Origin of the sequence: Nitrosovibrio sp. Nv17, from assembly GCF_900119085.1 — a bacterium.
In the GTDB taxonomy this organism is placed as follows: Bacteria; Pseudomonadota; Gammaproteobacteria; order Burkholderiales; family Nitrosomonadaceae; genus Nitrosospira.
In genome coordinates this window covers 20,590-40,813 of sequence record NZ_FPIQ01000019.1, presented here as the reverse complement: position 1 = coordinate 40,813, position 20,224 = coordinate 20,590, and the positions used below count along the sequence as shown (strand labels likewise).

At 66.0% G+C, this 20,224-nt stretch carries 22 protein-coding genes; 13 read left to right on the top strand and 9 right to left on the bottom strand.

The window, feature by feature from the left end:
- Positions 1-10 precede the first annotated feature (10 nt).
- From sucC to BT108_RS10540, 11 genes are all read left to right on the top strand, one after another.
- Entirely contained in the window at positions 11-1,207 is a 1,197-nt protein-coding gene (gene sucC, locus BT108_RS10590) for an ADP-forming succinate--CoA ligase subunit beta (protein WP_072294501.1), read from the top strand.
- Entirely contained in the window at positions 1,195-2,079 is an 885-nt protein-coding gene (gene sucD, locus BT108_RS10585; protein ID WP_072294500.1) for a succinate--CoA ligase subunit alpha, read from the top strand. The genes sucC and sucD overlap by 13 nt, the downstream gene beginning before the upstream one ends.
- A 25-nt stretch (positions 2,080-2,104) precedes the next feature.
- Positions 2,105-3,025: a CobD/CbiB family protein gene (locus tag BT108_RS10580; protein WP_072294499.1), complete on the top strand. Its 921-nt coding sequence runs from the start codon at positions 2,105-2,107 to the stop codon at positions 3,023-3,025.
- A 129-nt stretch (positions 3,026-3,154) separates the two neighbouring features.
- Positions 3,155-4,681 (top strand): helicase HerA-like domain-containing protein, encoded by a 1,527-nt coding sequence (locus tag BT108_RS10575; RefSeq protein ID WP_072294498.1) that lies wholly within the window; start codon positions 3,155-3,157, stop codon positions 4,679-4,681.
- 51 nt (positions 4,682-4,732) lie between these two features.
- Positions 4,733-5,074, top strand: coding sequence for a hypothetical protein (locus BT108_RS10570; RefSeq protein ID WP_072294497.1), 342 nt, complete (start codon positions 4,733-4,735; stop codon positions 5,072-5,074).
- 69 nt (positions 5,075-5,143) lie between these two features.
- A complete protein-coding gene (locus BT108_RS10565; RefSeq protein WP_177257304.1) occupies positions 5,144-6,286 on the top strand; it encodes a D-alanyl-D-alanine carboxypeptidase family protein in 1,143 nt (380 codons plus the stop codon).
- A 42-nt stretch (positions 6,287-6,328) separates the two neighbouring features.
- Positions 6,329-7,189 carry a D-amino acid aminotransferase gene (locus BT108_RS10560; RefSeq protein WP_072294495.1) on the top strand — a complete coding sequence of 287 codons (861 nt, stop codon included), beginning with the start codon at positions 6,329-6,331 and terminating at the stop codon, positions 7,187-7,189.
- A 12-nt stretch (positions 7,190-7,201) separates the two neighbouring features.
- Positions 7,202-7,555, top strand: a complete 354-nt coding sequence (locus BT108_RS10555) for a YbeD family protein (RefSeq protein WP_072294494.1) — start codon at positions 7,202-7,204, stop codon at positions 7,553-7,555.
- A 10-nt stretch (positions 7,556-7,565) separates the two neighbouring features.
- Positions 7,566-8,246: a lipoyl(octanoyl) transferase LipB gene (lipB, locus tag BT108_RS10550; protein WP_255369700.1), complete on the top strand. Its 681-nt coding sequence runs from the start codon at positions 7,566-7,568 to the stop codon at positions 8,244-8,246.
- 57 nt (positions 8,247-8,303) lie between these two features.
- Complete coding sequence (gene lipA / locus BT108_RS10545; protein ID WP_072294493.1) at positions 8,304-9,248, top strand: lipoyl synthase; 945 nt, start codon at positions 8,304-8,306, stop codon at positions 9,246-9,248.
- A gap of 57 nt (positions 9,249-9,305) precedes the next feature.
- Positions 9,306-9,986, top strand: a complete 681-nt coding sequence (locus tag BT108_RS10540) for a DUF4197 domain-containing protein (protein ID WP_072294492.1) — start codon at positions 9,306-9,308, stop codon at positions 9,984-9,986.
- An 18-nt stretch (positions 9,987-10,004) separates the two neighbouring features.
- Here BT108_RS10540 and BT108_RS10535 read toward each other — a convergent pair whose 3' ends face one another.
- From BT108_RS10535 to BT108_RS10515, 5 genes are all read right to left on the bottom strand, one after another.
- Positions 10,005-11,051 carry a DUF6607 family protein gene (locus tag BT108_RS10535; protein WP_083566389.1) on the bottom strand — a complete coding sequence of 349 codons (1,047 nt, stop codon included), beginning with the start codon at positions 11,049-11,051 and terminating at the stop codon, positions 10,005-10,007.
- Between the two features lie 168 nt (positions 11,052-11,219).
- Positions 11,220-11,849: an ABC-type transport auxiliary lipoprotein family protein gene (locus BT108_RS10530; protein ID WP_072294491.1), complete on the bottom strand. Its 630-nt coding sequence runs from the start codon at positions 11,847-11,849 to the stop codon at positions 11,220-11,222.
- A complete protein-coding gene (locus BT108_RS10525) occupies positions 11,846-12,769 on the bottom strand; it encodes an MlaD family protein (protein ID WP_072294490.1) in 924 nt (307 codons plus the stop codon). The genes BT108_RS10530 and BT108_RS10525 overlap by 4 nt, the downstream gene beginning before the upstream one ends.
- A 9-nt stretch (positions 12,770-12,778) precedes the next feature.
- Positions 12,779-13,552: an ABC transporter ATP-binding protein gene (locus BT108_RS10520; protein ID WP_072294489.1), complete on the bottom strand. Its 774-nt coding sequence runs from the start codon at positions 13,550-13,552 to the stop codon at positions 12,779-12,781.
- Positions 13,553-13,565: 13 nt separating this feature from the next.
- Positions 13,566-14,702 carry an MlaE family ABC transporter permease gene (locus BT108_RS10515; protein WP_072294488.1) on the bottom strand — a complete coding sequence of 379 codons (1,137 nt, stop codon included), beginning with the start codon at positions 14,700-14,702 and terminating at the stop codon, positions 13,566-13,568.
- Between the two features lie 234 nt (positions 14,703-14,936).
- Here BT108_RS10515 and BT108_RS10510 point away from each other — a divergent pair, with 234 nt between their 5' ends.
- Positions 14,937-15,692 (top strand): PEP-CTERM sorting domain-containing protein, encoded by a 756-nt coding sequence (locus BT108_RS10510; RefSeq protein ID WP_072294487.1) that lies wholly within the window; start codon positions 14,937-14,939, stop codon positions 15,690-15,692.
- Positions 15,693-15,867: 175 nt separating this feature from the next.
- Here BT108_RS10510 and BT108_RS10505 read toward each other — a convergent pair whose 3' ends face one another.
- The 4 genes from BT108_RS10505 to rluD form a co-directional block, all read right to left on the bottom strand.
- Positions 15,868-16,362, bottom strand: coding sequence for a hypothetical protein (locus BT108_RS10505; protein ID WP_255369699.1), 495 nt, complete (start codon positions 16,360-16,362; stop codon positions 15,868-15,870).
- A gap of 251 nt (positions 16,363-16,613) precedes the next feature.
- Positions 16,614-17,417, bottom strand: coding sequence for a ZIP family metal transporter (locus BT108_RS10500; RefSeq protein WP_072294485.1), 804 nt, complete (start codon positions 17,415-17,417; stop codon positions 16,614-16,616).
- Between the two features lie 187 nt (positions 17,418-17,604).
- Positions 17,605-18,354 carry a peptidoglycan editing factor PgeF gene (pgeF, locus tag BT108_RS10495; protein WP_072294484.1) on the bottom strand — a complete coding sequence of 250 codons (750 nt, stop codon included), beginning with the start codon at positions 18,352-18,354 and terminating at the stop codon, positions 17,605-17,607.
- On the bottom strand, positions 18,351-19,391 hold the full coding sequence (rluD, locus tag BT108_RS10490) for a 23S rRNA pseudouridine(1911/1915/1917) synthase RluD (RefSeq protein ID WP_255369698.1): 1,041 nt from the start codon (positions 19,389-19,391) through the stop codon (positions 18,351-18,353). Before rluD ends, pgeF begins: the two co-directional genes overlap by 4 nt.
- Here rluD and BT108_RS10485 point away from each other — a divergent pair.
- Positions 19,390-20,196: an outer membrane protein assembly factor BamD gene (locus BT108_RS10485; protein ID WP_072294483.1), complete on the top strand. Its 807-nt coding sequence runs from the start codon at positions 19,390-19,392 to the stop codon at positions 20,194-20,196. The genes rluD and BT108_RS10485 overlap by 2 nt on opposite strands.
- Positions 20,197-20,224: the final 28 nt, after the last annotated feature.

Below are 20,224 nucleotides of genomic sequence, written 5' to 3'. Positions count from 1 at the left end.
AAGAGAGACGATGAAAATCCACGAATATCAGGCGAAAGCGATCCTGCGCACCTTCGGTGTTCCCGTCCCTGAAGGCGTCGCCGTCTCCAGCGTGGAGGAGGCGGTACGCGGCGCCAAGGCCCTGGGAGGCGGCACGTGGGCGGTCAAGGCGCAGATTCATGCCGGCGGCCGCGGCAAAGGGGGCGGCGTGCGGGTGGCGGCATCGTTCGACGAAGTGAAGCACTTTGCCGGGAAGATGCTGGGCATGACGCTCATCACGCCGCAGACCGGCACGCAGGGACGGGTGGTGCGGCTGCTGCTGGTGGAGCGGGGCGTGGAGATCGAAAGGGAGTTCTACCTCGCCCTGGTGGTGGACCGGAGCAGCCGGCGCGCGTGCCTGATGGCCAGCCCGGAGGGCGGCATGGACATCGAGGAGGTGGCCATGCGGACGCCGGAAAGAATCCGCAGGGTGTTCATCGACCCGCTCGCCGGGCTGTGCGCGAGTGAAGCCGACAGCGTGGCCCGCGGCATGGGCATCCCGGAATCCGCCCTGGGCCAGGCACGCTCGCTGCTGCTGGATCTGTACCGGGTCTTTGTCGGCACCGACGCCACCCTGGTGGAGATCAACCCGCTGATCCTGACCGGCGACGGCCGGCTCGCAGCCCTTGATGCGAAGATGAGTTTCGATGACAATGCCCTGTTTCGCCATCCCGAGATCGCCGCGCTGCGGGATATCGAGGAAGAGGATCCGGTGGAGGCCGAGGCATCCGGGCACGGGCTTTCCTACATCCCCCTGGACGGGAGCATCGGCTGCCTGGTGAACGGCGCCGGCCTGGCGATGGCAACCATGGACATCATCAAGCTCTACGGGGCGAGCCCCGCGAATTTTCTCGATGTGGGCGGGGGCGCCACGACCGAGAAGGTGACGGAAGCGTTCAAGCTGATGCTGCGCAGTTCCCGCCTGAAGGCCGTGCTGGTGAACATATTCGGCGGGATCATGAAATGCGACGTGATCGCTGCCGGCGTGGTAGCTGCGGCGCGAGAAGTGGGACTGAACGTTCCGCTGGTGGTGCGTCTACAGGGCACCCACGCGGACCTGGGCAGGAAAATCCTGGCAGAATCCGGCCTGCCCGTCATTTCCGCGGACAGCATGGCGGATGCCGCGCAGCAGGCGGTGAGGGCGGCGGGCATTCCGTCGGGAGAGGAGGCTTCGCCGTGGCGATCCTGATCGACGCCGGCAGCCGGGTCATGACCCAGGGCATGACAGGCAGGACCGGTCAGTTCCATACGCGCATGTGCCGGGAGTACGCCAACGGAAGGAATTGTTTCGTCGCCGGCGTGAATCCGAAGAAGGCGGGCGAGGATTTCGAGGGGATCCCGGTCTACGCCACCGTCAGGGAAGCGAAACAGGCGACCGGCGCCACGGTGTCCGTCGTCTACGTGCCGCCGCCGTTCGCGGCCGCCGCCATCGACGAGGCGGTCGATGCCGAGCTGGACCTGGTGGTCTGCATCACCGAGGGCATCCCGGTGCACGACATGCTGCGTACCTGCCGCCGCATGGAGGGCCGGCGCACCCGGCTGATCGGCCCCAATTGCCCCGGGATCATCACGCCCGACGAGATCAAGATCGGCATCATGCCCGGCCATATCCACAGGAAGGGGCGCGTCGGCGTGGTGTCGCGTTCCGGCACCCTGACCTACGAGGCCGTGGCGCAATTGATGGAGCAGGGGCTGGGACAGTCCACCTGCGTCGGCATCGGCGGCGATCCCGTGAACGGGCTGCGCCACCTGGATGTGATGCGGCTGTTCAACGACGACGACGAAACCGATGCGGTTCTGATGGTGGGCGAGATCGGAGGCAGCGACGAGGAGGAGTGCGCCCGCTGGATCAGGGATCACATGAAGAAACCGGTGGTGGGCTTCATCGCCGGCGTCACCGCCCCGCCGGACAGACGCATGGGGCATGCGGGCGCGGTCATCTCCGGCGGCAAGGGAACCGCCCAGGAAAAGCTCGCGGTGATGGAGGCATGCGGCATCCGGACGACGCGCAATCCGGCGGAAATGGGCAGGTTGTTGAAGTCGGCGCTCAAGGCTGCATGAGCCGTCCAGCCGGAGCCGTGCGGACATGACCCTGTTTTCGTTGATTCTTGCCCTCGCGCTGGAGTATTGGCGTCCCGGCAGGAGCCAGGATCGGTTCGCTTCGCTGTTTTCCGCGTACGCGGACATGGTGGAGCGCTATTTCGACACCGGGATGCGCCGCCACGGCATCGCCGCCTGGATTCTCGCGGTGGTGCCGGTGCTGGCGCTGACGGGATGGATCCATCATGTCCTGTATGGCTTCAGCCCGCTGCTGGGGTGGATGTGGAACGTGGCGATACTGTATTCCACGCTGAGTTTCCGCCGGCTGGGCGATGCGCTGGCCGGGATCCGGGATGCGCTCAGGAGCGGGGACACGCCCCTGGCGCGGGACCTGTCGCAGGGATGGAGCGGTGCGTCGCTGGAGGCCTGCAATGACACGGAGATCGCCCGCTGCGTCATCGAATCGGGATTGATCCATGCGCATCGCCATGTGTTCGCCATCATCGTCTGCTTCGTGCTGCTGCCCGGACCTCTGGGCCCGGTGCTGTACCGGCTTTCCGACCTGCTGAGCGCGCGCTGGGGCGGGCGGGTGCGGGCGCCGGATGCGTTCGGCCATTTCGCGGCCCGGGCATTCGAGATCGTGGACTGGATCCCGGCGAGATCGACCGCCGCGGGTTTCGCGATCGCGGGAAATTTCGAGGACGCGGTGTACTGCTGGCGGGTGCAGGCGGCCTCCTGGCTCAACCAGGCCGAAGGCGTCATCCTCGCCAGCGGCGCGGGTGCGCTCGGGGTGCGCCTGGGCGACGCGCTGCGCGAGCCGAACGGACAATATCACCGCCCGGAGGTGGGCGTGGGCGACGAAGCCGACGCGGATTTCCTGCAGAGTGCGATCGGGCTGATCTGGCGTACGCTGATGCTGTGGCTGCTGTTGCTGCTGGCGCTGGAGATCGCCCGCTGGGCCGGATGAGGCGACCGTACATGCCCTGTCGGCATCGGGGCCGCCCCGGTCATCCGCTTCCGAGGCTGCCGATTGCGGACCCCCTGCCTTGGCCCCTACAATAGTACGTCACATCATCCGATACCCTCCATCATGACCATGCCAGAGCCGCTGCCGATCGCGATATCCGACCATCCCATCCTGCTGCTGCCCGGTCTGGCCAATCGGCACGGCCTCATCGCCGGCGCTACCGGCACCGGGAAGACCGTCACGCTGCAGGTGATGGCCGAGCGGCTGTCGTCGATCGGCGTGCCGGTATTCATGGCCGACGTCAAGGGCGACCTGGCGGGGCTGGCCGCCGCGGGCACGGATTCGCCCAAGATGCGGGAGCGCCTGGCGCGGCTCGGCCTCGACGCACCGCAATGGGAGGCGAGCCCGGTGACGTTCTGGGACGTATACGGCAGTGCCGGGCATCCGGTGCGCGCGACCATCTCCGACATGGGCCCGTTGCTGCTCGGGCGGTTGCTCAACCTGAACGACACCCAGCAGGGCGTGCTGGCGCTGGTGTTCAGGATTGCGGACGACAGCGGCCTGCTGCTGCTCGACATGAAGGATCTGCGGGCGATGCTGCAGTTCGTCGGCGAGAACACGAAGCGCTTCACCGTGGAATACGGCAACGTTTCCGCCGCCTCGATCGGTGCGATCCAGCGCGCGCTGCTCGAGATCGAGCAGCAGGGGGGCGGGCGATTCTTCGGCGAACCCATGCTGGACATCGACGACCTGATGCAGACCGACGCGCGCGGTCGCGGCATGATCAACGTTCTTGCCGCCGACAGGCTCATGCATGCGCCCAAGCTGTACTCGACCTTCCTGCTGTGGATACTGTCGGAGCTGTTCGAGCGGTTGCCGGAGGTCGGCGATCCGGAGAAGCCGAGGCTTGTCTTTTTCTTCGATGAAGCCCATCTCCTGTTCAGCGAGGCACCCCGCGCCCTGCTGGAGAAGATCGAGCAGGTGGTGCGCCTGATACGCTCCAAGGGGGTCGGCGTGTACTTCGTCACGCAGAATCCGCTCGACGTTCCCGAGAGCGTGCTGGGGCAGCTGGGCAACCGCGTGCAGCATGCCCTGCGTGCGTTCACCCCGCGCGACCAGAAGGCGGTACGATCCGCCGCGCAGACCCTGCGCGCCAATTCCGGTTTCGACGCCGAGAAGGCCATCACCGAACTGGCGGTGGGGGAAGCGCTGGTCTCCCTGCTGGATGAGAAGGGCCGCCCCCAGGTGGTGGAGCGGGCATTCATTCTGCCGCCCGCGTCGCGCATCGGTCCGCTGGCCGAGGCGGAGCGCGCGGCCATCACCCGAGCGTCGGTGATCCACGGGCACTACGAGAAGGAGGTGGATCGCGAATCCGCCTACGAGATTCTCAGGAGCCGCGCTGCGGGCATGCAGGAGACAGCGGGCGAGCAGGAACAGCCGGCCGCGGCTAGGGCGCCAGCGGGTGCGCCGGGCGGCGGCGTCATGGATGCGCTGGGCGAGATGCTGCTCGGCAGGACCGGCCCCCGCGGCGGGCGCCAGCCGGGCATACTCGACGCCGCCGCCAGGAGTGCGGCCCGTTCGATCGGTTCGCAGATGGGCCGCGAAATCCTGAGGGGCGTGCTGGGAGGCATGTTCGGCGGCGGACGCAGACGCTGAAGTCTTCCGGCGCTTCGCCGTCATGGCGGGACCGTCAAAGGGGGGTTCGAGATGATACGCATCGGCTACGGGATGATCTTTCTGACGGCTTTGATTGCGGGCTGCGCGACGCTGGATGCGGAGCGGGAGCAGGGATCCGACGGGGATGCCTCCCCCGGTCCGCCGCCGGCTTCGGATCCGCAAGCGCGCCCCGTGGCGCCGCAGCCTCCCAGCACCCGTCCCGCCTACAACCTGGCCGGCTACTCGCCCGCCTTCAAGGAAGGCTACGTCGACGGCTGCGAAACCGCCAAGAAAACCTCGTACGGGCGCAAGAACGAGCAGCGTTTCGCCAGCGACGGCCAATACCGCATGGGCTGGAACGACGGATTCAGCGTATGCCGCAGCGCGCGTTGACGGGCACGCGCTGCCGCCGGCAACGCGGCTCGGCAGCCTGGGATATAATGGCTGCTTTTGCGGTTCGCCATGAAACGGTTATTTCTGTCGCTGCTGTGCCTCTCGGCGCTCCCCCTGGGCGCCCAGCAACCCGGGCACGACGTGGCGCCGCAACCCACGCTGTCGGTCGCGGCGAAATCCTATATCCTGGTCGATTTCCAGTCCGGCCAGACCCTGGCCGGACTGAACACGCAGGAGCGCGTGGAGCCTGCGTCGCTCACCAAGCTGATGACGGCGTACATCACATTCCTGTCCCTGAGGCAGAAGCGCCTCACCCTGACGCAGGTGGTTCCCGTTTCCGAGCATGCCTGGCGCACCCCGGGTTCGCGCATGTTCATCGAGCCCGGCAAACCGGTGACGGTCGACGAACTGATACGCGGCATGATCGTCCAATCCGGCAACGATGCCTGCGTGGCGCTGGCTGAGACCATCGCCGGCTCGGAAGACGCCTTCGTGCAGATCATGAACAAGGAGGCGGCGCGCCTGGACATGCGCAACACGCGCTTCGCCAATGCCACCGGCCTGCCGCACCCGGATCACTATTCGACGCCGCGGGACCTGGCGCTGCTGGCGGCAGCCATGATGCGCCACTTCCCCGAGTACTATCCGCTCTATTCGCTGCGCGAGTTCACCTACCACAGCATCACGCAGCCCAACCGCAATCGCCTCCTGTGGCTCGACCCCAACGTCGACGGCATCAAGACCGGCCATACCGAGGCTGCCGGCTACTGCCTCGCGGCCTCGGCCAGGCGCGGGGAGCGCCGCCTGATCTCCATCGTGATGGGAGCCGCCTCCGACCACGCGCGCACCGTGGAGAGCCAGCGCCTGCTGAACCACGGCTTCCAGTTCTACGATACCGTGCGCCTGTACGAGAAGGAGCGGGAGGTCACCGCCCTGCCGCTGTGGAAGGGTACGCAAGGCAGGCTCAGGACGGGATTCGGCGACGATGTATACTTCTCGTTTCCAAAGGGGCAGGCGGACAAGCTGAAGGCCAAGATGGAATACAAGCAACCCCTGATCGCGCCGGTCAGCGCGGGGCAGAAGGTGGGCATGGTGAAGTTCACGTTCCAGGGCAAGCCCATGGCGGAGCATCCGCTGGTCGCGCTGGAGACCGTGGGCGTGGCCAGCTTCTTCGGCCGGGCATGGGACAGCCTGCAGCTGCTGTTCAACTAGCGCGCCGCCTCGTCCATCGATTCCACCGACACGATCGCCATCATGATCTATCTCAACGGTGACTTCATGCCCATCGAGGAAGCCCGCGTCCCGGTGCTGGACAGGGGCTTCATATTCGGGGACGGCGTATACGAGGTCATCCCGGTGTATTCCCGCAGGCCCTTCCGCCTGGCGGAGCACCTGCGCCGCCTGCAGCACAGCCTCGACGGCATCCGCCTGGCGAATCCGCACAGCGACGAGGAGTGGAGCGCGCTGCTGGGGCGGATCGTCGCCGGCAATGCCGGAGAGGACCAGTCGTTGTACCTGCACGTCACCCGCGGCGTGGCAAGGCGCGATCATGCCTTTCCGGAGGATACCGCGGCGACCGTGTTCATCATGAGCAATCCGCTCCTGGTTCCGCCCCAGGAATTGCTGGCCACCGGGATTCCCGCCGTCACGGCCGCCGACAACCGCTGGCTGCGCTGCGACATCAAGGCGATTTCCCTGCTGCCCAACGTGCTGCTGCGGCAGATGGCGGTCGACGCCGGCGCCCGCGAGACGATACTGCTGCGCGACGGTTTCATGACGGAGGGCGCGGCCAGCAACATCTTCGTCCTGAAGGACGGCGTGCTGCTGACCCCGCCCAAGAATCATCTGATGCTGCCCGGCATAACCTATGACATCGTGCTCGAGATTGCCGTGGCCCGCGGGATTCGGCATGAGATCAGGACGGTTTCCGAGCATGAACTGCGCACCGCCCAGGAGATACTGCTGACCTCGTCCACCAAGGAGATTCTGCCCGTTACCCGCCTCGATGGCCGGCCGGTGGGAGATGGGCGGCCGGGGGCGGCGTTCGCCCTGCTGCACCGTCTTTACCAGGACTACAAGGAGCGGGTCATGCGGGGAAACGGGTCTCCCTTCTGAGACTTTCCATCGATGGACGACGCGTCGGCGCCCCCCTCCCTGATCGAGTATCCCTGCGACTTTCCCGTCAAGATCATGGGACGCGTGGACGGACTGCCGGCGGGGTCGGCCGTTCCGCGCAACGGCCAGGGGACGGCGCTGTCTTCCGCTTCCCGGGGGGACGGGAAGCTGGATTTCGTGCGCGAGGTGGTGGAGATCGTAAAGCGCCACGCGCCGGATTTCGACGAGAGCGGGATGGAAGTGAGGTTCAGCGGAAAGAACACCTATCTCAGCCTGACCTGCACCATCCGTGCCCTGTCCCGCGCGCAGCTGGACGCGCTGTACCGGGAACTGTGCGATCACCCGATGGTGATCATGGCGCTCTGAGCATCCGGAATTGAGAATCCGCAGGCATGCCGGGCTGGCGGACTACCTTGCCACCTGGGAGGCGATGAAGGCGTTCACGGCCGCGCGCACCAGGAGCACGCCGGACGAGATCTGGCTGCTGCAGCATCCGCCGGTCTATACCCAGGGCGTGGCCGGCAGGCCGGAGCATCTCCTGCACGCGGTCGACATCGACGTGATCCGTACCGATCGCGGCGGACAGATCACGTATCATGGCCCGGGCCAGGTCATCGCCTACCTCCTGCTCGACCTTCGCCGTCTCGGATTCGGGGTGCGGGAGCTGGTGCGCGGCATGGAGGGCGCCGTGGCGGACCTGCTGCGGGACCATGGCATCGCGGCCGCAGGGCGGGTGGAAGCGCCGGGGGTGTATGTCGATGGCCTGAAAATCGCGGCGCTGGGACTCAAGATCAGGAACGGCTGCTGCTACCATGGGCTGGCGCTCAACGTGGACATGGACCTGGGCGCGTTTGCCGCCATCGATCCCTGCGGCTACCCCGGCCTGCAGGTCACGCAGACGCGCGATCTCGGCATTGCCGCCGATGCCGCCGCCCTGGGCGAGGCCCTGGCCGACAGGCTGCAGGCAAGGCTGTGCGGCACGGCCGTGCCCGCCGCCGCGCGTGGAGCGGCCATGCCGGGAACGCTGCCGCCGGGAGGGCGCCACGGCGCGCCTTGACGCAGCGTTTGGGTGATATCATACGCAACGCAGATAGGGATCTCATCGTGAACGCTCATGACCACTGAAATCCGCCAGAAGGGCGCGGACAAGACCGCACGCAACCCGATCAAGATCGTCCCGCAGGCGCCGGGCGAAATCCTGCGCAAGCCCTCCTGGATCCGCGTGCGCTCGTCCAACAGCCAGGGGTTCCACGAGGTCAAGCGCATCCTGCGGGAGCAGAAGCTGCACACGGTGTGCGAGGAAGCCTCCTGCCCCAACATCGGCGAGTGCTTCGGCAAGGGCACCGCCACCTTCATGATACTGGGCGACCTGTGCACGCGCCGCTGCCCCTTCTGCGACGTGGCGCACGGCAAGCCCTTCGCCCCGGATGCGGAGGAGCCTGTCCATCTGGCGCGTTCCATCGCCGCGATGCGATTGAAGTACGTCGTCATCACCAGCGTCGATCGCGACGACCTGCGCGACGGTGGCGCGCAGCATTTCGCCGACTGCATCCGCGAGGTGCGCGCGCATTCGCCGCACACCAGGATAGAGATTCTCGTGCCCGATTTCCGCGGCAGGCTGGAGGTTGCGCTGGAGCGGCTCTCCGCCTGCCCGCCGGATGTGCTGAACCACAACCTGGAAACCGTGCCGCGCCTCTACCGGCAGTGCCGTCCGGGCGCCGACTACGCGCACTCCCTGAAGCTGCTGAAGGATTTCAAGGCGCGCTTCCCGCACATCCCCACCAAATCCGGCCTGATGCTGGGATTGGGCGAGACGGACGAGGAGATCCTGGAGGTGATGCGCGACCTGCGCAGGCATGACGTGGAGATGCTCACCATCGGCCAGTACCTGCAGCCCAGCACCGGGCACCTGCCCGTGCTGCGCTATGTGCCGCCCGAGGGATTCAGGGCGTTCGAGCGTGCCGCCCTGGAGATGGGCTATCGCAACGCCGCTTGCGGCCCGATGGTGCGTTCCAGCTATCACGCCGACCAGCAGGCGCATGAGGCCGGCCTGACGTAGCGTGTCTGCACGGACGCTGGCGGGAGACCCGGCGGAACGATCGAGGAGAAGCTGATCATGCGTATCGCTGCCGTTCTTGCCGGATTTCTGGTGTGCGTGTCCGCCGCTGGCGCGGACAACGATGGGTCGTCGGACGCGGAGAGGGCCGACGGCCTGAGGCAGATGCTGCTCCAGTGCGCGCATGCCGCGGTCGATACGCTGGGCGTCGCCAATGGATTTCTGGAGAATCCGCTGGTGCGGATTCCCCTGCCCGGCACGCTGCAGAAAGCGGAGAGCATGATGCGGGCACTGGGAGCGGGCAAGCATGCGGACAATCTGGTCACGGGCATGAACCGCGTGGCCGAGATGGCGGTCGCGACGGACGAGGCGCGCACGCTGCTGGCGGAGGCGGTGGCGCGGATGCCGGTGGAGGACCCCGCGGCCCTCCTGGCGGAGGGAGGCGATGCAGCGACCCGATATTTTCGCGCCCATGCCTCGGAGAGGCTGGCGCGCGAGTTCCCGCCCGTCGTGCGCGGCGTCATGGGGGAGGTGGATCTCGCCCGGAAATACCAGGACTTCGTCCGCAAGGGCGGCAAGCTCGGCCTGGTGGCCGAGAGGTATGCGAACGTGGAGGACTATATCGCGCAGAAGGCGCTGGAAGCGCTGTATCTGGAGATGGCAGGGGAGGAGCGCCTCATCCGCGCCAACCCCGGCCGGGGTGGCGCGACGCTGCAGAGGGTGCTCGATACGGCCGAATGAAGCGCCCGGTTCGGTGGCTCAGCGGGACAGCGAAGCCGTGTGGCCGACGTTGACGAAGCGGCGGAAGATGTCGTCCAGCCTTGCCTGGTAGGCCTCGAAGCGGGGATCCTTCCGGTAGTCGTCCGCCGTTTCCAGGATCGCCTTGTTGAAGGCCTCGTCCCCGGGGCGTACCGACAGCCTCAGCGAGCCGTCGGCATTGAATTCGCTGTCCCAGCGGGCGCGTATCCGGGCCCAGAATTCAGCCGTGTCCCGCCAGTAGGTTTCCGCGGCTCCGAAGTCGAAGCCCTCGATGCGCCGGTATTCGTTGAAGCCGAACTCGCGCACCAGGACGGTGTCCTTTCCCTGTTCCTTGCGCACCACCTTGGTATTGTCCTGCTCGTGCGTCCACCCCTGAGGGCCGATGGTATGGCGGTTCTCGGCATTGATCAGCTGGTAGTCATCGCGGGTGGTGTACTCGCGCCGGGGCAGCGGCCGCCAGCTGCGTTCCGAGGTCCAGGTCGACACGCCGTACCGGTGGTTCCATTTTCCGTCGCCTGCATAGCGGGGAGCGTCATTGACCTCGTAGACCAGTTGCGTCCACGTGCCGGGTATCGTCTCGGCGTTGCGCGCGCGCGCCTCGAAGCGCTGGCCGCCGACGTAGACCCAGTGCTGCGCCGCTTCGTACACCCAGTCCTGACGCCAGTGCTTCGTCACCTTGTCGCCCATGACCAGGATGTGCTGCAGCGAAATCCGCCTGCCCGCATCCTCGACCAGCACGACCTGCTCGAAGGCCCCGCTGCGCTTGGGGGCCCTGCGCTCGTAGCCCGGCTGCAACACCACGGTTTCGTCGAAGTTGAACCTGACCAGGTAGTTGCCGGCCATCGCCAGGATGGCGCGGCGATCGCAGTCGAACGCCGGTTCTCCCTCTGCGCAGCCCGCGACGGCGCGCTCCACGGTAGGATAGTCGGCGGCGGCGGATTTCTCCTGTCCGGAGGCCGCGGGCCTTGTCTGGATGGCGTTGCCCGCGCACGCGCCGAGCAGCGGCAGCATGAGCACGCACGCCACGAGGGCTGATGGGCGTTCCATGGTCGTTCCTTCTCCGTTCCGATCCTGCGAGCAGTATTCCCGCATTATCGGTGCAACGGGAAGATGAAGGAATGCGGCAAATTGTCGCAGGTCCGCTGCCGCAGGGATGCGCGGCGGGACCTTCCTGGGCATTGGAAGGGCCGCAGAGGCTGGGAGGAGGAATCCCGCCTAGCCGCGGTCGCGCGGATCGGACAGTTCGTGTTCCAGCCAGTCCAGCAGCATGCCGGCGGCCCGGTCGCTCGCGGCGGCCAGCGCATGGGCAGCCCCAGCTGCGCTGGCTTCCTGTGCGGGTTGCTCCACGTTGAAGCCGCGCTGGGCGGCGAGCGTGCGCTGGCCGGGCCGGACGAGGCTGGCGTGCAGCTTCACCACGACGTGGCTTCCACGGGGGCTGTCGAACACCTGGGAGAACTCCTCCAGTTCGAGATGCAGCGCATAGTCCGCGCGGACGCCTTCCCCGGGGGCGATCGTCACTTCGCGACCGGCCGCGGCGATGCGATCCTTGACGCGTTGCGCCAGCAGGGCTGCGGGCGTGCCGGCCCAGCGGCTGCCCGAGTAGACGTGAATCCTGGCAGGATCGTGATAGGCCAGCCGATAACGGATGGCCGGGCTGTCCAGCCAGACCGGCGCGGTGATCGTCATCCGCACGCTCCTGCGGGGGGCGGAAGGTTCGGGTTCAGGCGCAGCGGCGTGCTCCTGCAGAGACCCGGTGCCAAGATCGTAGACGGAGAGCGGCGGCTGGGATCGGAGGGCGGCGCATCCTGAGACCAGCACGACCGCGAGGATCAGCAGATTCTTCATCGGGCGTTTTCCTGCGAGGTTGCCACGGGCGGCACGAAACCGGCCTCGCCCGGCCCCGGAGGCGGGGGGGAGCGGCCGAACAGCAGGCTGCGCGGCTGCTCCTCGATCTGCAGCAGCACGCGGTCCACCGTGTGAGAGTTGCGCGTGATGCCATCCGAAGCCTGGCGCAGCTTGTGCAGGGTGTCGACCAGTTCCCGGGCGGTATGCGAAAGGCCGTCGACCGGCCCTCCCTCCTGGCCGATGCGTGCCGACAGCTGCCGGAGGTCGACCATGAGCTGATCGGTATGCCTCAGCGTCGAGCCCGCGTCCGCGACCAGCCCCGGCAGCGATGCGAGGCTGGGCTCCAGCTGATGGAGGGTGTCGTTCATCCGTCCGGTGGCGTTCCGGGTGTTTTCCAGTATATGGGTGAGCCGGACCAGATTCTGTTCATCAAATAGCGCATTCCACTGTTCCACCAGCTCATTGGCATTGCTGAGCAGGCGCTGTCCCGACTCGGCGATGCTGTCCAGCGCAGAGGGACGAAAGGGGATCTGCGCGGGATGGTCCGCATCCGTCGCCAGCCGTTCGGTCTGCTTGCCCTCGTCGTTCAGCTGGACGAAGGCAAGGCCGGTCAGTCCCTGGTAGCCGAGTTGCGCATAGGCGTCCCGGGTCAGCGTCAGATCCCGATCGACGGCGATGCGGATCAGGATTCGATGGGAATTCTCCGGATCCAGGCGGATGTCCTCCACCTTGCCGACGCTGACTCCACGATAGCGCACCACCGCCTGGGAATTGAGGCCGGTCACCGGAAACTCGGAGACCAGAAGGTATTTGTCGCGCGTCGTCGTTTCTCCGCTGAACCACATGACCACCGCCGCGACGGCCACGCTCAGCACGATGACGAACAGGCCGGCTGCAAGGGCATGGGCGCGATTCTCCATGATGCTCTCCTATGACAGGGTGTTGCCCAGGGCTTTCTGTCCGCGCTCGCCGCGAAAGAAGCTGGCGATGAACGGATGTTCCATGCCCGCGACCTCCTGCAGGCTGCCGAGTGCCACGATGCGCTGCTCCGCCAGGACCGCCACGCGGTCCGAAAGCGCCACCAGCGTGTCCAGGTCATGCGTCGCCATGACGATGGTCAAAGTCAGTTCGGTACGCATCGCATGGATCAGCTTGACGAACGCTTCGCCGAGTTGCGGATCCAGGCCGGCGGTGGGCTCGTCCAGGAACAACAGTTCCGGGTCCAGCGCCATGGCGCGTGCCAGCGCAATGCGCTTGATCATGCCGCCAGAGAGCTCGGCCGGCATCTTGGCGGCGTGCTCGGCTCCGATATCCACCATTTTCAGCTTGAGCATGACGAGGTCCCGTATCATGCCTTCGCTCAGGGTGCGCAGCTCGCGCATCGGCAGGGCGATATTGTCATAGACCGAAAGTGCGCTGAACAGTGCGCCTTTCTGGAACAGCACCCCCCAGCGGTTGCGCAGCGATTGCAGTGCCTCGCGATCGTGCCCGTGCAGCGATTCGCCGAAAACCCGGATGCTGCCTGCCGCCGGGGTTTCCAGGCCCAGCATCTGGCGCATCAGCACGGTCTTGCCGCTGCCCGATCCCCCCACCAGCGCCAGCACCTCCCCGGGGCGCACGCACAGGCTGATGTCCCGGTGCACCACGTGGCTGCCGAAGCGGGTATGCAGCCCCTCGACCTCGATGATACAGGTTTTGCCCATCGTCCTGCGGTCCCTATGTCAATCCGACATTGGAGAACACGACGGCGAAGATGGCATCGATGATGATCACCACGGTGATCGCGGTCACGACCGAGTTCGTGGTGCCGGCGCCGAGGCTTTCGGTGTTGGATTTTATCCGCAGGCCGAAATGGCAGGAAATGAGTGCGATCACCATGCCGCACACCATGCCTTTGCCCAGGCCCAGCCACAGGTTGGCGATCGGCACCACGTCCGGCAGCTTGTCCAGGAAAAAGCGGTGGTTCAATCCCAGCTGAATCTCGGCGACGATCATTCCGCCCAGCAGGGCGACGGCGCTGGTCCACAGCACGACCAGCGGCATCGCCATGCCCAGCGCCAGGACTTTCGGCAGGATCAGCCGCTGACTGTGGGAAATGCCGAGCACGGTGAGGGCGTCCAGTTCTTCCGTGACCCGCATCACACCCAGCTGCGCGGTCATGGAGGAGCCGGAGCGCCCCGCCACGAGGATGGCGGCCAGCATCGGGCCCAGTTCGCGGATGATGCTGATGCCGAGGATGTTGATGATGAAGATGTCGGCACCGAAGGTCTGCAGCTGTCTCGACGACAGGAAGCTCAATACGACGCCGATCAGGAACCCCACCAGCGCCGTGATGCCCAGCGCCTGCGCGCCGGTACGGTACAGATTGGCGGAGATTTCGCGCCATGGGAGACGGGCGGGGTGGGTGGCGAGGTAGCGGACGTCCAGCAGCATCTGCCCGATCAGCGCAACCAAGGCGACCAGGTGTTCCCACAGCAGCAGGATACCCCGGCCCAGCATCATCATGGGCCACCATGCGTCGCGCGGCACGGCCGCGGGAGGGGCAGGAGCGGCTTCCATGCGGCTGAACAGCCGTTCCTGCTCGGGCCGCAGCAGGAGGTGATCGGGACGGCGGGATCCCCAGGCCCGCCACAGCAGTATCGCGCCGGCGTCATCCATCTGTTCGATCCCCCTCAGATCCCACCGCAGCCCGGGTTCGGCCGCGTGCCGCGCCAGTTCGGCGGGAAGCGCATGCAGACGCCGGCCCATGGCGGCCAGCGTGTATCTTCCGCCCAGTTCCAGCAGAGGGAAACCTTCCTCACCGATGGAGCGATGCAGCGTGGCAGAAGAATCATGCTGGTTTTTCTGCATCATGGCGGACACGGATGGAGCGAGGCTACAGTATAGCAAGATTGCACCGCCGCGCTCGCCCGCCGTGTCGGAGCTTCTTACAGCGGCGTTGGACAGTTCTCCCCGGTATTTTCCAAGCGATTGTTATCTATGGATAATCATATCATGGCACGGGAATTGCTTTGCTTATGGCAGACGGGCTTGCGGCGACAGGCGCGGCGGCATCACGGAGCAGTATCCTTTTCTACGGAGAATGGCATGAGCAAGCTGACCAAGGGGGCAGTGATCATCCTGGCGACGGGCCTGGCGGGCGCTGCCGGTGCCGTGCCCATCACCTGGGACACCACCGCAGGCACGCGCAACCATGGCAATGCGGGCAACACCTACACCTTCACCGCGGGCGGGGAGGTCCTCAAGGCGCGCGCCTATGCGACCAGCAACAGCAATGGCACGGGGGCCTTCCAGAAGGCCACCATCAATATCTTCGACGGCGGGATAGGGGTCAGGAGTCCCGGCGAAGGGACAGGATCCCCCAATCATGCGACCGACAACGCCGGCCGGGACGAATTCGTGGTGTTCGAATTCGGCGACGGCGGCTACAATCCCGTCGGTTTCGAAATCGGCTGGCGGTCCAATGACTCCGACGTTCGCGCGTGGATCGGCGGGGAAACGCTCGGGGCGGGCTATGACTTCACCGGGGAGAAGGTAACGGATCTCGCCGGACTCGGATTCAGCCTGTTCAATTTCAGCAATGTTTCCATCAACCATCTCGCTTCCTTCGGTACCGATCTCGTGGGGCGCTATCTGATCCTGGCGCCGCAACAGGTCGGCGGGAACTTCGACAAGAAGGAGGACTATTTCAAGATCAGCGCGATCGCGGGCAACCTGCCGGTGATCGAGGTGCCGCCTCCCGATCCGGATCCGCAGGTACCGGTGTCGGAGCCGGGAACCCTCGCGCTGCTGGGTATCGCCCTGACGGGTCTCTGGGCCAGCGGGCGCCGCCGGGGGGTGTAGGCTGACAGGCTTCAGGAGGGAGGAAATGGCTGGGAACTGAAGGCGCAGTCATATGACAATAACAACAATAACCAATAATAATAACGACAAAACAATAATAACAGCCATGAAAGTATCAGGATCGGGGCGGTTTTCCGCGAAGACCGTCCCGGCCCTGGTCGTTTTTTGTAAAGGATCAGGGGTGGGCGTGGCCCCCATCATGGGCATCCGCCGCGGTGTTCCCTGGTTCTGAGGATACTTCCACTCGAATCTGATAGCCTGCGTGACAGGCGCTGCATTTCTTCAACGATTCGTTCAACTGCCGGAGGGTGTGCTGCGGATCCTTCAAGGATTCCGCATCCGCGGCGATCCGGTCGAAATCCTGGTGCACCGACATCCCCAGCTGCAGAAACTCCCTGGGCAGGATGGACTTGAGACGATCCTCGGCCTGGTGCGCCATGCCCATGCCCAGCGAACGTGCATGCCGTGCCGCCGCTTCCATGTCCTCTTTCAGGATCGCATCCAGAATGCCTTGTGTTCCGGACAGCAGCGCGCGCATTTCGGTCAGGACGTGGTGCCGCTGCGCTTCGCTGAAGGACAGGATCTGCCGTGTGTCGATCCGATTGGATGCCGTTGCGGCCATGGCCATGCCACCCAGAACGATGGCCAGTATCTTTCCCGATCTTTTCAAGCGAACCTCCATTGTGCGTGGAAAATCTGGCGTATCCTCGCGGAATGCCTGCCCGTCAATGCGACGTCATCATTCTGACTGCAATAAGTCCCTCTGGTTTCACCGCTTTGACATGAGGGATATCGGTGCCCATCCCGGCAGGCACGAAAGATCGACCCTGCCGGTGGGACACGCAGCCCGGCGATGCCGAGGATCCTGCCGGGCGCGGCAGGGGACGAGGGCGTTCCACCGTGGGGCGGGTTGCGGAACGTTCAGGCGTGATGATGGGAGAAAAGGTTTCCCGCCAGCCAGATGGAGCCGATTCCCAGGGTGATCAGCGCGACCTGCTGGATGGTGGCGCCGATTTCCGGGCGCTTGTGCAGGCCCGGGATCAGATCGGCCATGGCCACGTAGATCATGCTGGCCGCCGCCAGTCCCAGCAGCGAGGGGATCAGGTGGTTCATGTCCTGCAGCATGAAGTAGGTCAGCAAGGCGCCGACGAGGGTGGCGAAGCTGGACAGCAGATTGAAGAGCAGCGCCTGCCGCCGGGTATAGCCGGAGTTGAGCAGGATCAGGAAGTCCCCGGCTTCCTGGGGGATTTCGTGGGCGATGATGGCGATGGCCGTCACCATGCCCAGGTGTATGTCCGCCATGAACGCCGCCGCGATGAGGATGCCGTCGACGAAATTGTGGAACGTATCGCCCAGCATGATCAGCATGCCGCTGCGGCCATGGTCGTGCGTGGGCAGGGGCGCCGCGTGCTCCAGGGCATGCAGCGGATCGTGGGCCTCGCAGGTGTCCATGTGGCAGTGGCGCCATAGCACCAGTTTTTCCAGGATGAAGAACAGCAGGATGCCGAACAGGACGACCCCCGTCATCTGGCCGGGATCCCTGGATATCTCCAGCGCTTCCGGCAGGGCATTGAGGAACGCGGCGCCCAGCAGCGCGCCGATCGCATACGAAATCAGCATCTGCACCCATGACGTCCGGGTGTTGAAGGTCAGCGCGGCGGCGAACAGCACGCTGAGCACCCCACCCAGAAAGGTGGTGGCGATGATCCAGGTCAGCGTGGACACGAGACCGGGCGCTTAATGCTGAAGTCATGAAAATTCCGATGGATCATGACATCCGCTGACAGACGGTGTTGCGGGAGGCGGTGGGGAGGCGGGGCGATCATCAGCCGGAGGGTCGGAAGGAAGTTGGACAAAACCTGGAATTATACCCCCTTCATGGGAGCGTCATCATTGAAAAAGATGTTGTCCCTCACCGCTCCAGCCAGATGAGCGCCGCCATGCGTCCGGTGCGGCCGTCCCGGCGATGGGAGAAGAAGGCGTCCGGGTTGTCGAAGGTGCAGACGCCTCCGCCATGGATTGCGGTCACGCCGGCCCGGGCCAGCCGCTGGCGTGCCAGCAGGAAGATGTCGGCCAGCCATTTTCCACCCTCGGTCGGATGGGACCGGAACGCCGAGGCGGAGCGCCCGTCCCCGGCGGCGAACGCCAGGTGGACATCCTCGCCCACCTCGAAGCGGGCGGGGCCGATCGCGGGCCCGAGCCAGGCCATGATCGGCGCGCCGGAGGGATCCGCCCGGCGCATGTCGGAGATTGTCTGCTCGACGATGCCGCCCGCCAATCCCCGCCATCCCGCATGGATGGCGCCGACCAGGGTGCCGGCATGGCTGCACAGCAGTATCGGCAGGCAGTCGGCGACCAGCACCCCGCAGACGCCGCCGGCACGCCTGCTGAATGCGGCGTCGCCGTCGCAGGGGGCCGCGGGATCCCGGCTGTCGATGTCGACCGCCGTCGTGCCGTGCGCCTGTCGCAGCCAGGCGGGCTCTCCGGGCAGCATGCGGCGCAGTTGCGCGCGGTGATGCCTGACGGTTCCGGGATCGTCGCCGACGTGGTCTCCGAGGTTGAAGCTGGCGTACGGCCCGCTGCCGATACCGCCGTTGCGCGTGGTGAACAAGGCCCTGACGTTGGCGGGTGCAGGCCAGTCCGGGACGATCCAGTCGTTCATGCCGTTGCCTGGCGCCCCGCGGGTTCCGGTTCCCGTCGCTGCCGCAGCGCCCGCAGCAGCCCGTCCATGTCGCACGGCAGGGACGCTTCCCATTGCATGTGGCCGCCATGTTGCGGATGGGTGCATGCCAGCCGCTGCGCGTGCAGCGCCTGCCTGGGAAAGCCGGCGATCAGGCGTGCGATCTCCACCGGGGCTTTCCCCGGTTTCCCGCCGTAGACGGGGTCGCCCACCAGCGGGTGGCCGAGGGCCTGCATGTGCACGCGGATCTGGTGCGTGCGGCCGGTCTCCAGGCTGCATCGCAACAGGGTGCAGCCATCGAGCCTTTCCTCGACGCGATAGTGCGTGCACGCTTCCTTGCCGCGCGCGGTGACGGCCATCCGGGTGCGCTGCACCGGATGGCGCCCGATCGGCGCGTCGACCCGTCCGCCGCTGGCCACCTCGCCCAGCACCAGCGCCAGGTACTCGCGCCGGACGGTGCGGCTCTGCAGCTGCCGTACCAGGCTGGTCTGGGCTTCCAGGGTCTTGGCCACCATCAGCAGGCCGCTGGTTTCCTTGTCGAGCCGGTGGACGATGCCCGCACGCGGCAGGGCCGCCAGATGCGCCGCATGATGCAGCAGGGCATTGAGCAGGGTGCCCCGGCGGTTGCCGTTGCCGGGATGCACCACCCGTCCCGGCGCCTTGTCGATGACCAGGATCGCGTCGTCCTCATGGATGACGGCGAGCGCGATGGCTTCGGCGGCGTGCGGGCCCTCCGCGCCATCGCTCGCGGCGGGCGCGATCCGCACCCTTTCCCCTCCCCACACCGTTTTCCTGGGCAGGGCGGCGCCTTCTTCCAGGCGAATGCGCTGTTCCAGTATGCCCGCCTGCAGCCGGCTGCGGGACCAGTCGGGCAGCAGCCGGGCCAGCGCCGCATCCAGCCGCATGCCCGCGCAGGCCGGAGGAATGACCAGTTCGACGGCCCGCGCCGCCGGTGCGAACGATCCGGGCTTTGCGCTATAATGCGGGCGTCCATCCCCGCTTTTCGGCGAATGCTCCATGTCCCGTAGTGTAGTCTTATTGATGGCGTTGCTGTTGTCCGCCTGCGGCCTGTTCCCCAGGCAGGACAGCGCGGAGGATTCCAAGAGCTGGTCCGCCGGCAAGTTCTATACCGAGGCCAAGTCGGAGCTGTCCAACGGCAACTACGCCGCCGCCATCCGCCTGTTCGAGCAGCTGGAGGCACGCTATCCCTACGGGCGTTACGCCCAGCAGGCACAGCTCGAAGTCGGCTACGCCCACTACCGGGAGGGCGAGCAGGCGAGCGCCATTGCCGCCGCAGACCGCTTCATCAAGCTGCATCCGAATCATGCGAACGTGGACTACGCCTATTATCTCAAGGGGTTGGCGAATTTCAACGACGATCTCGGCCTGATGGGCGTCGTCTCGGAAAAGATACTCAACCAGGACATGAGCGAGCGCGACCCCAAGGCTTCGCGCGAGTCGTTCGACAGCTTCAGGGAGCTGGTCACCCGCTTTCCCGGCAGCAAGTATGCGGCCGACTCCGTCCAGCGGATGAAGCATCTGGTCAATGTGGTGGCGCTGGGCGAGGTGCAGGTGGCGCGCTACTACATGAAGCGCGGCGGCTATGTCGCGGCCCTCAACCGGGCCCAGTTCACGCTGAAGGAGTATCCGCAGACCCCGGCCACCGAGGAAGCGCTGCACATCATGATAAAGGCCTACGATGCCCTGGGGATGTTCGACCTGCGCGACGATGCCGAGCGCGTGATGAGAAAGAACTTTCCCGACAGCCGGTTCTTCCCGGATTCCGTCGCGGCGCGCGAAGATTCGTGGTGGAAGTTCTGGTAGCCGGGTTGCCGGCGGTTCGCAAGGAGGC

What these genes read in the sequence shown, in the direction of transcription:
- sucC (WP_072294501.1), top strand. Translation starts at nt 11, where the DNA reads ATGAAAATCCACGAATATCAGGCGAAAGCGATCCTGCGCACCTTCGGT.
- BT108_RS10580 (WP_072294499.1), top strand. Translation starts at nt 2,105, where the DNA reads ATGACCCTGTTTTCGTTGATTCTTGCCCTCGCGCTGGAGTATTGGCGT.
- BT108_RS10575 (WP_072294498.1), top strand. Translation starts at nt 3,155, where the DNA reads ATGCCAGAGCCGCTGCCGATCGCGATATCCGACCATCCCATCCTGCTG.
- BT108_RS10570 (WP_072294497.1), top strand. Translation starts at nt 4,733, where the DNA reads ATGATACGCATCGGCTACGGGATGATCTTTCTGACGGCTTTGATTGCG.
- BT108_RS10565 (WP_177257304.1), top strand. Translation starts at nt 5,144, where the DNA reads ATGAAACGGTTATTTCTGTCGCTGCTGTGCCTCTCGGCGCTCCCCCTG.
- BT108_RS10560 (WP_072294495.1), top strand. Translation starts at nt 6,329, where the DNA reads ATGATCTATCTCAACGGTGACTTCATGCCCATCGAGGAAGCCCGCGTC.
- BT108_RS10555 (WP_072294494.1), top strand. Translation starts at nt 7,202, where the DNA reads ATGGACGACGCGTCGGCGCCCCCCTCCCTGATCGAGTATCCCTGCGAC.
- lipA (WP_072294493.1), top strand. Translation starts at nt 8,304, where the DNA reads ATGACCACTGAAATCCGCCAGAAGGGCGCGGACAAGACCGCACGCAAC.
- BT108_RS10540 (WP_072294492.1), top strand. Translation starts at nt 9,306, where the DNA reads ATGCGTATCGCTGCCGTTCTTGCCGGATTTCTGGTGTGCGTGTCCGCC.
- BT108_RS10535 (WP_083566389.1), bottom strand. Translation starts at nt 11,051, where the DNA reads ATGGAACGCCCATCAGCCCTCGTGGCGTGCGTGCTCATGCTGCCGCTG.
- BT108_RS10530 (WP_072294491.1), bottom strand. Translation starts at nt 11,849, where the DNA reads ATGAAGAATCTGCTGATCCTCGCGGTCGTGCTGGTCTCAGGATGCGCC.
- BT108_RS10525 (WP_072294490.1), bottom strand. Translation starts at nt 12,769, where the DNA reads ATGGAGAATCGCGCCCATGCCCTTGCAGCCGGCCTGTTCGTCATCGTG.
- BT108_RS10520 (WP_072294489.1), bottom strand. Translation starts at nt 13,552, where the DNA reads ATGGGCAAAACCTGTATCATCGAGGTCGAGGGGCTGCATACCCGCTTC.
- BT108_RS10515 (WP_072294488.1), bottom strand. Translation starts at nt 14,702, where the DNA reads ATGATGCAGAAAAACCAGCATGATTCTTCTGCCACGCTGCATCGCTCC.
- BT108_RS10510 (WP_072294487.1), top strand. Translation starts at nt 14,937, where the DNA reads ATGAGCAAGCTGACCAAGGGGGCAGTGATCATCCTGGCGACGGGCCTG.
- pgeF (WP_072294484.1), bottom strand. Translation starts at nt 18,354, where the DNA reads ATGAACGACTGGATCGTCCCGGACTGGCCTGCACCCGCCAACGTCAGG.
- BT108_RS10485 (WP_072294483.1), top strand. Translation starts at nt 19,390, where the DNA reads ATGTCCCGTAGTGTAGTCTTATTGATGGCGTTGCTGTTGTCCGCCTGC.
- rluD (WP_255369698.1), bottom strand. Translation starts at nt 19,391, where the DNA reads ATGGAGCATTCGCCGAAAAGCGGGGATGGACGCCCGCATTATAGCGCA.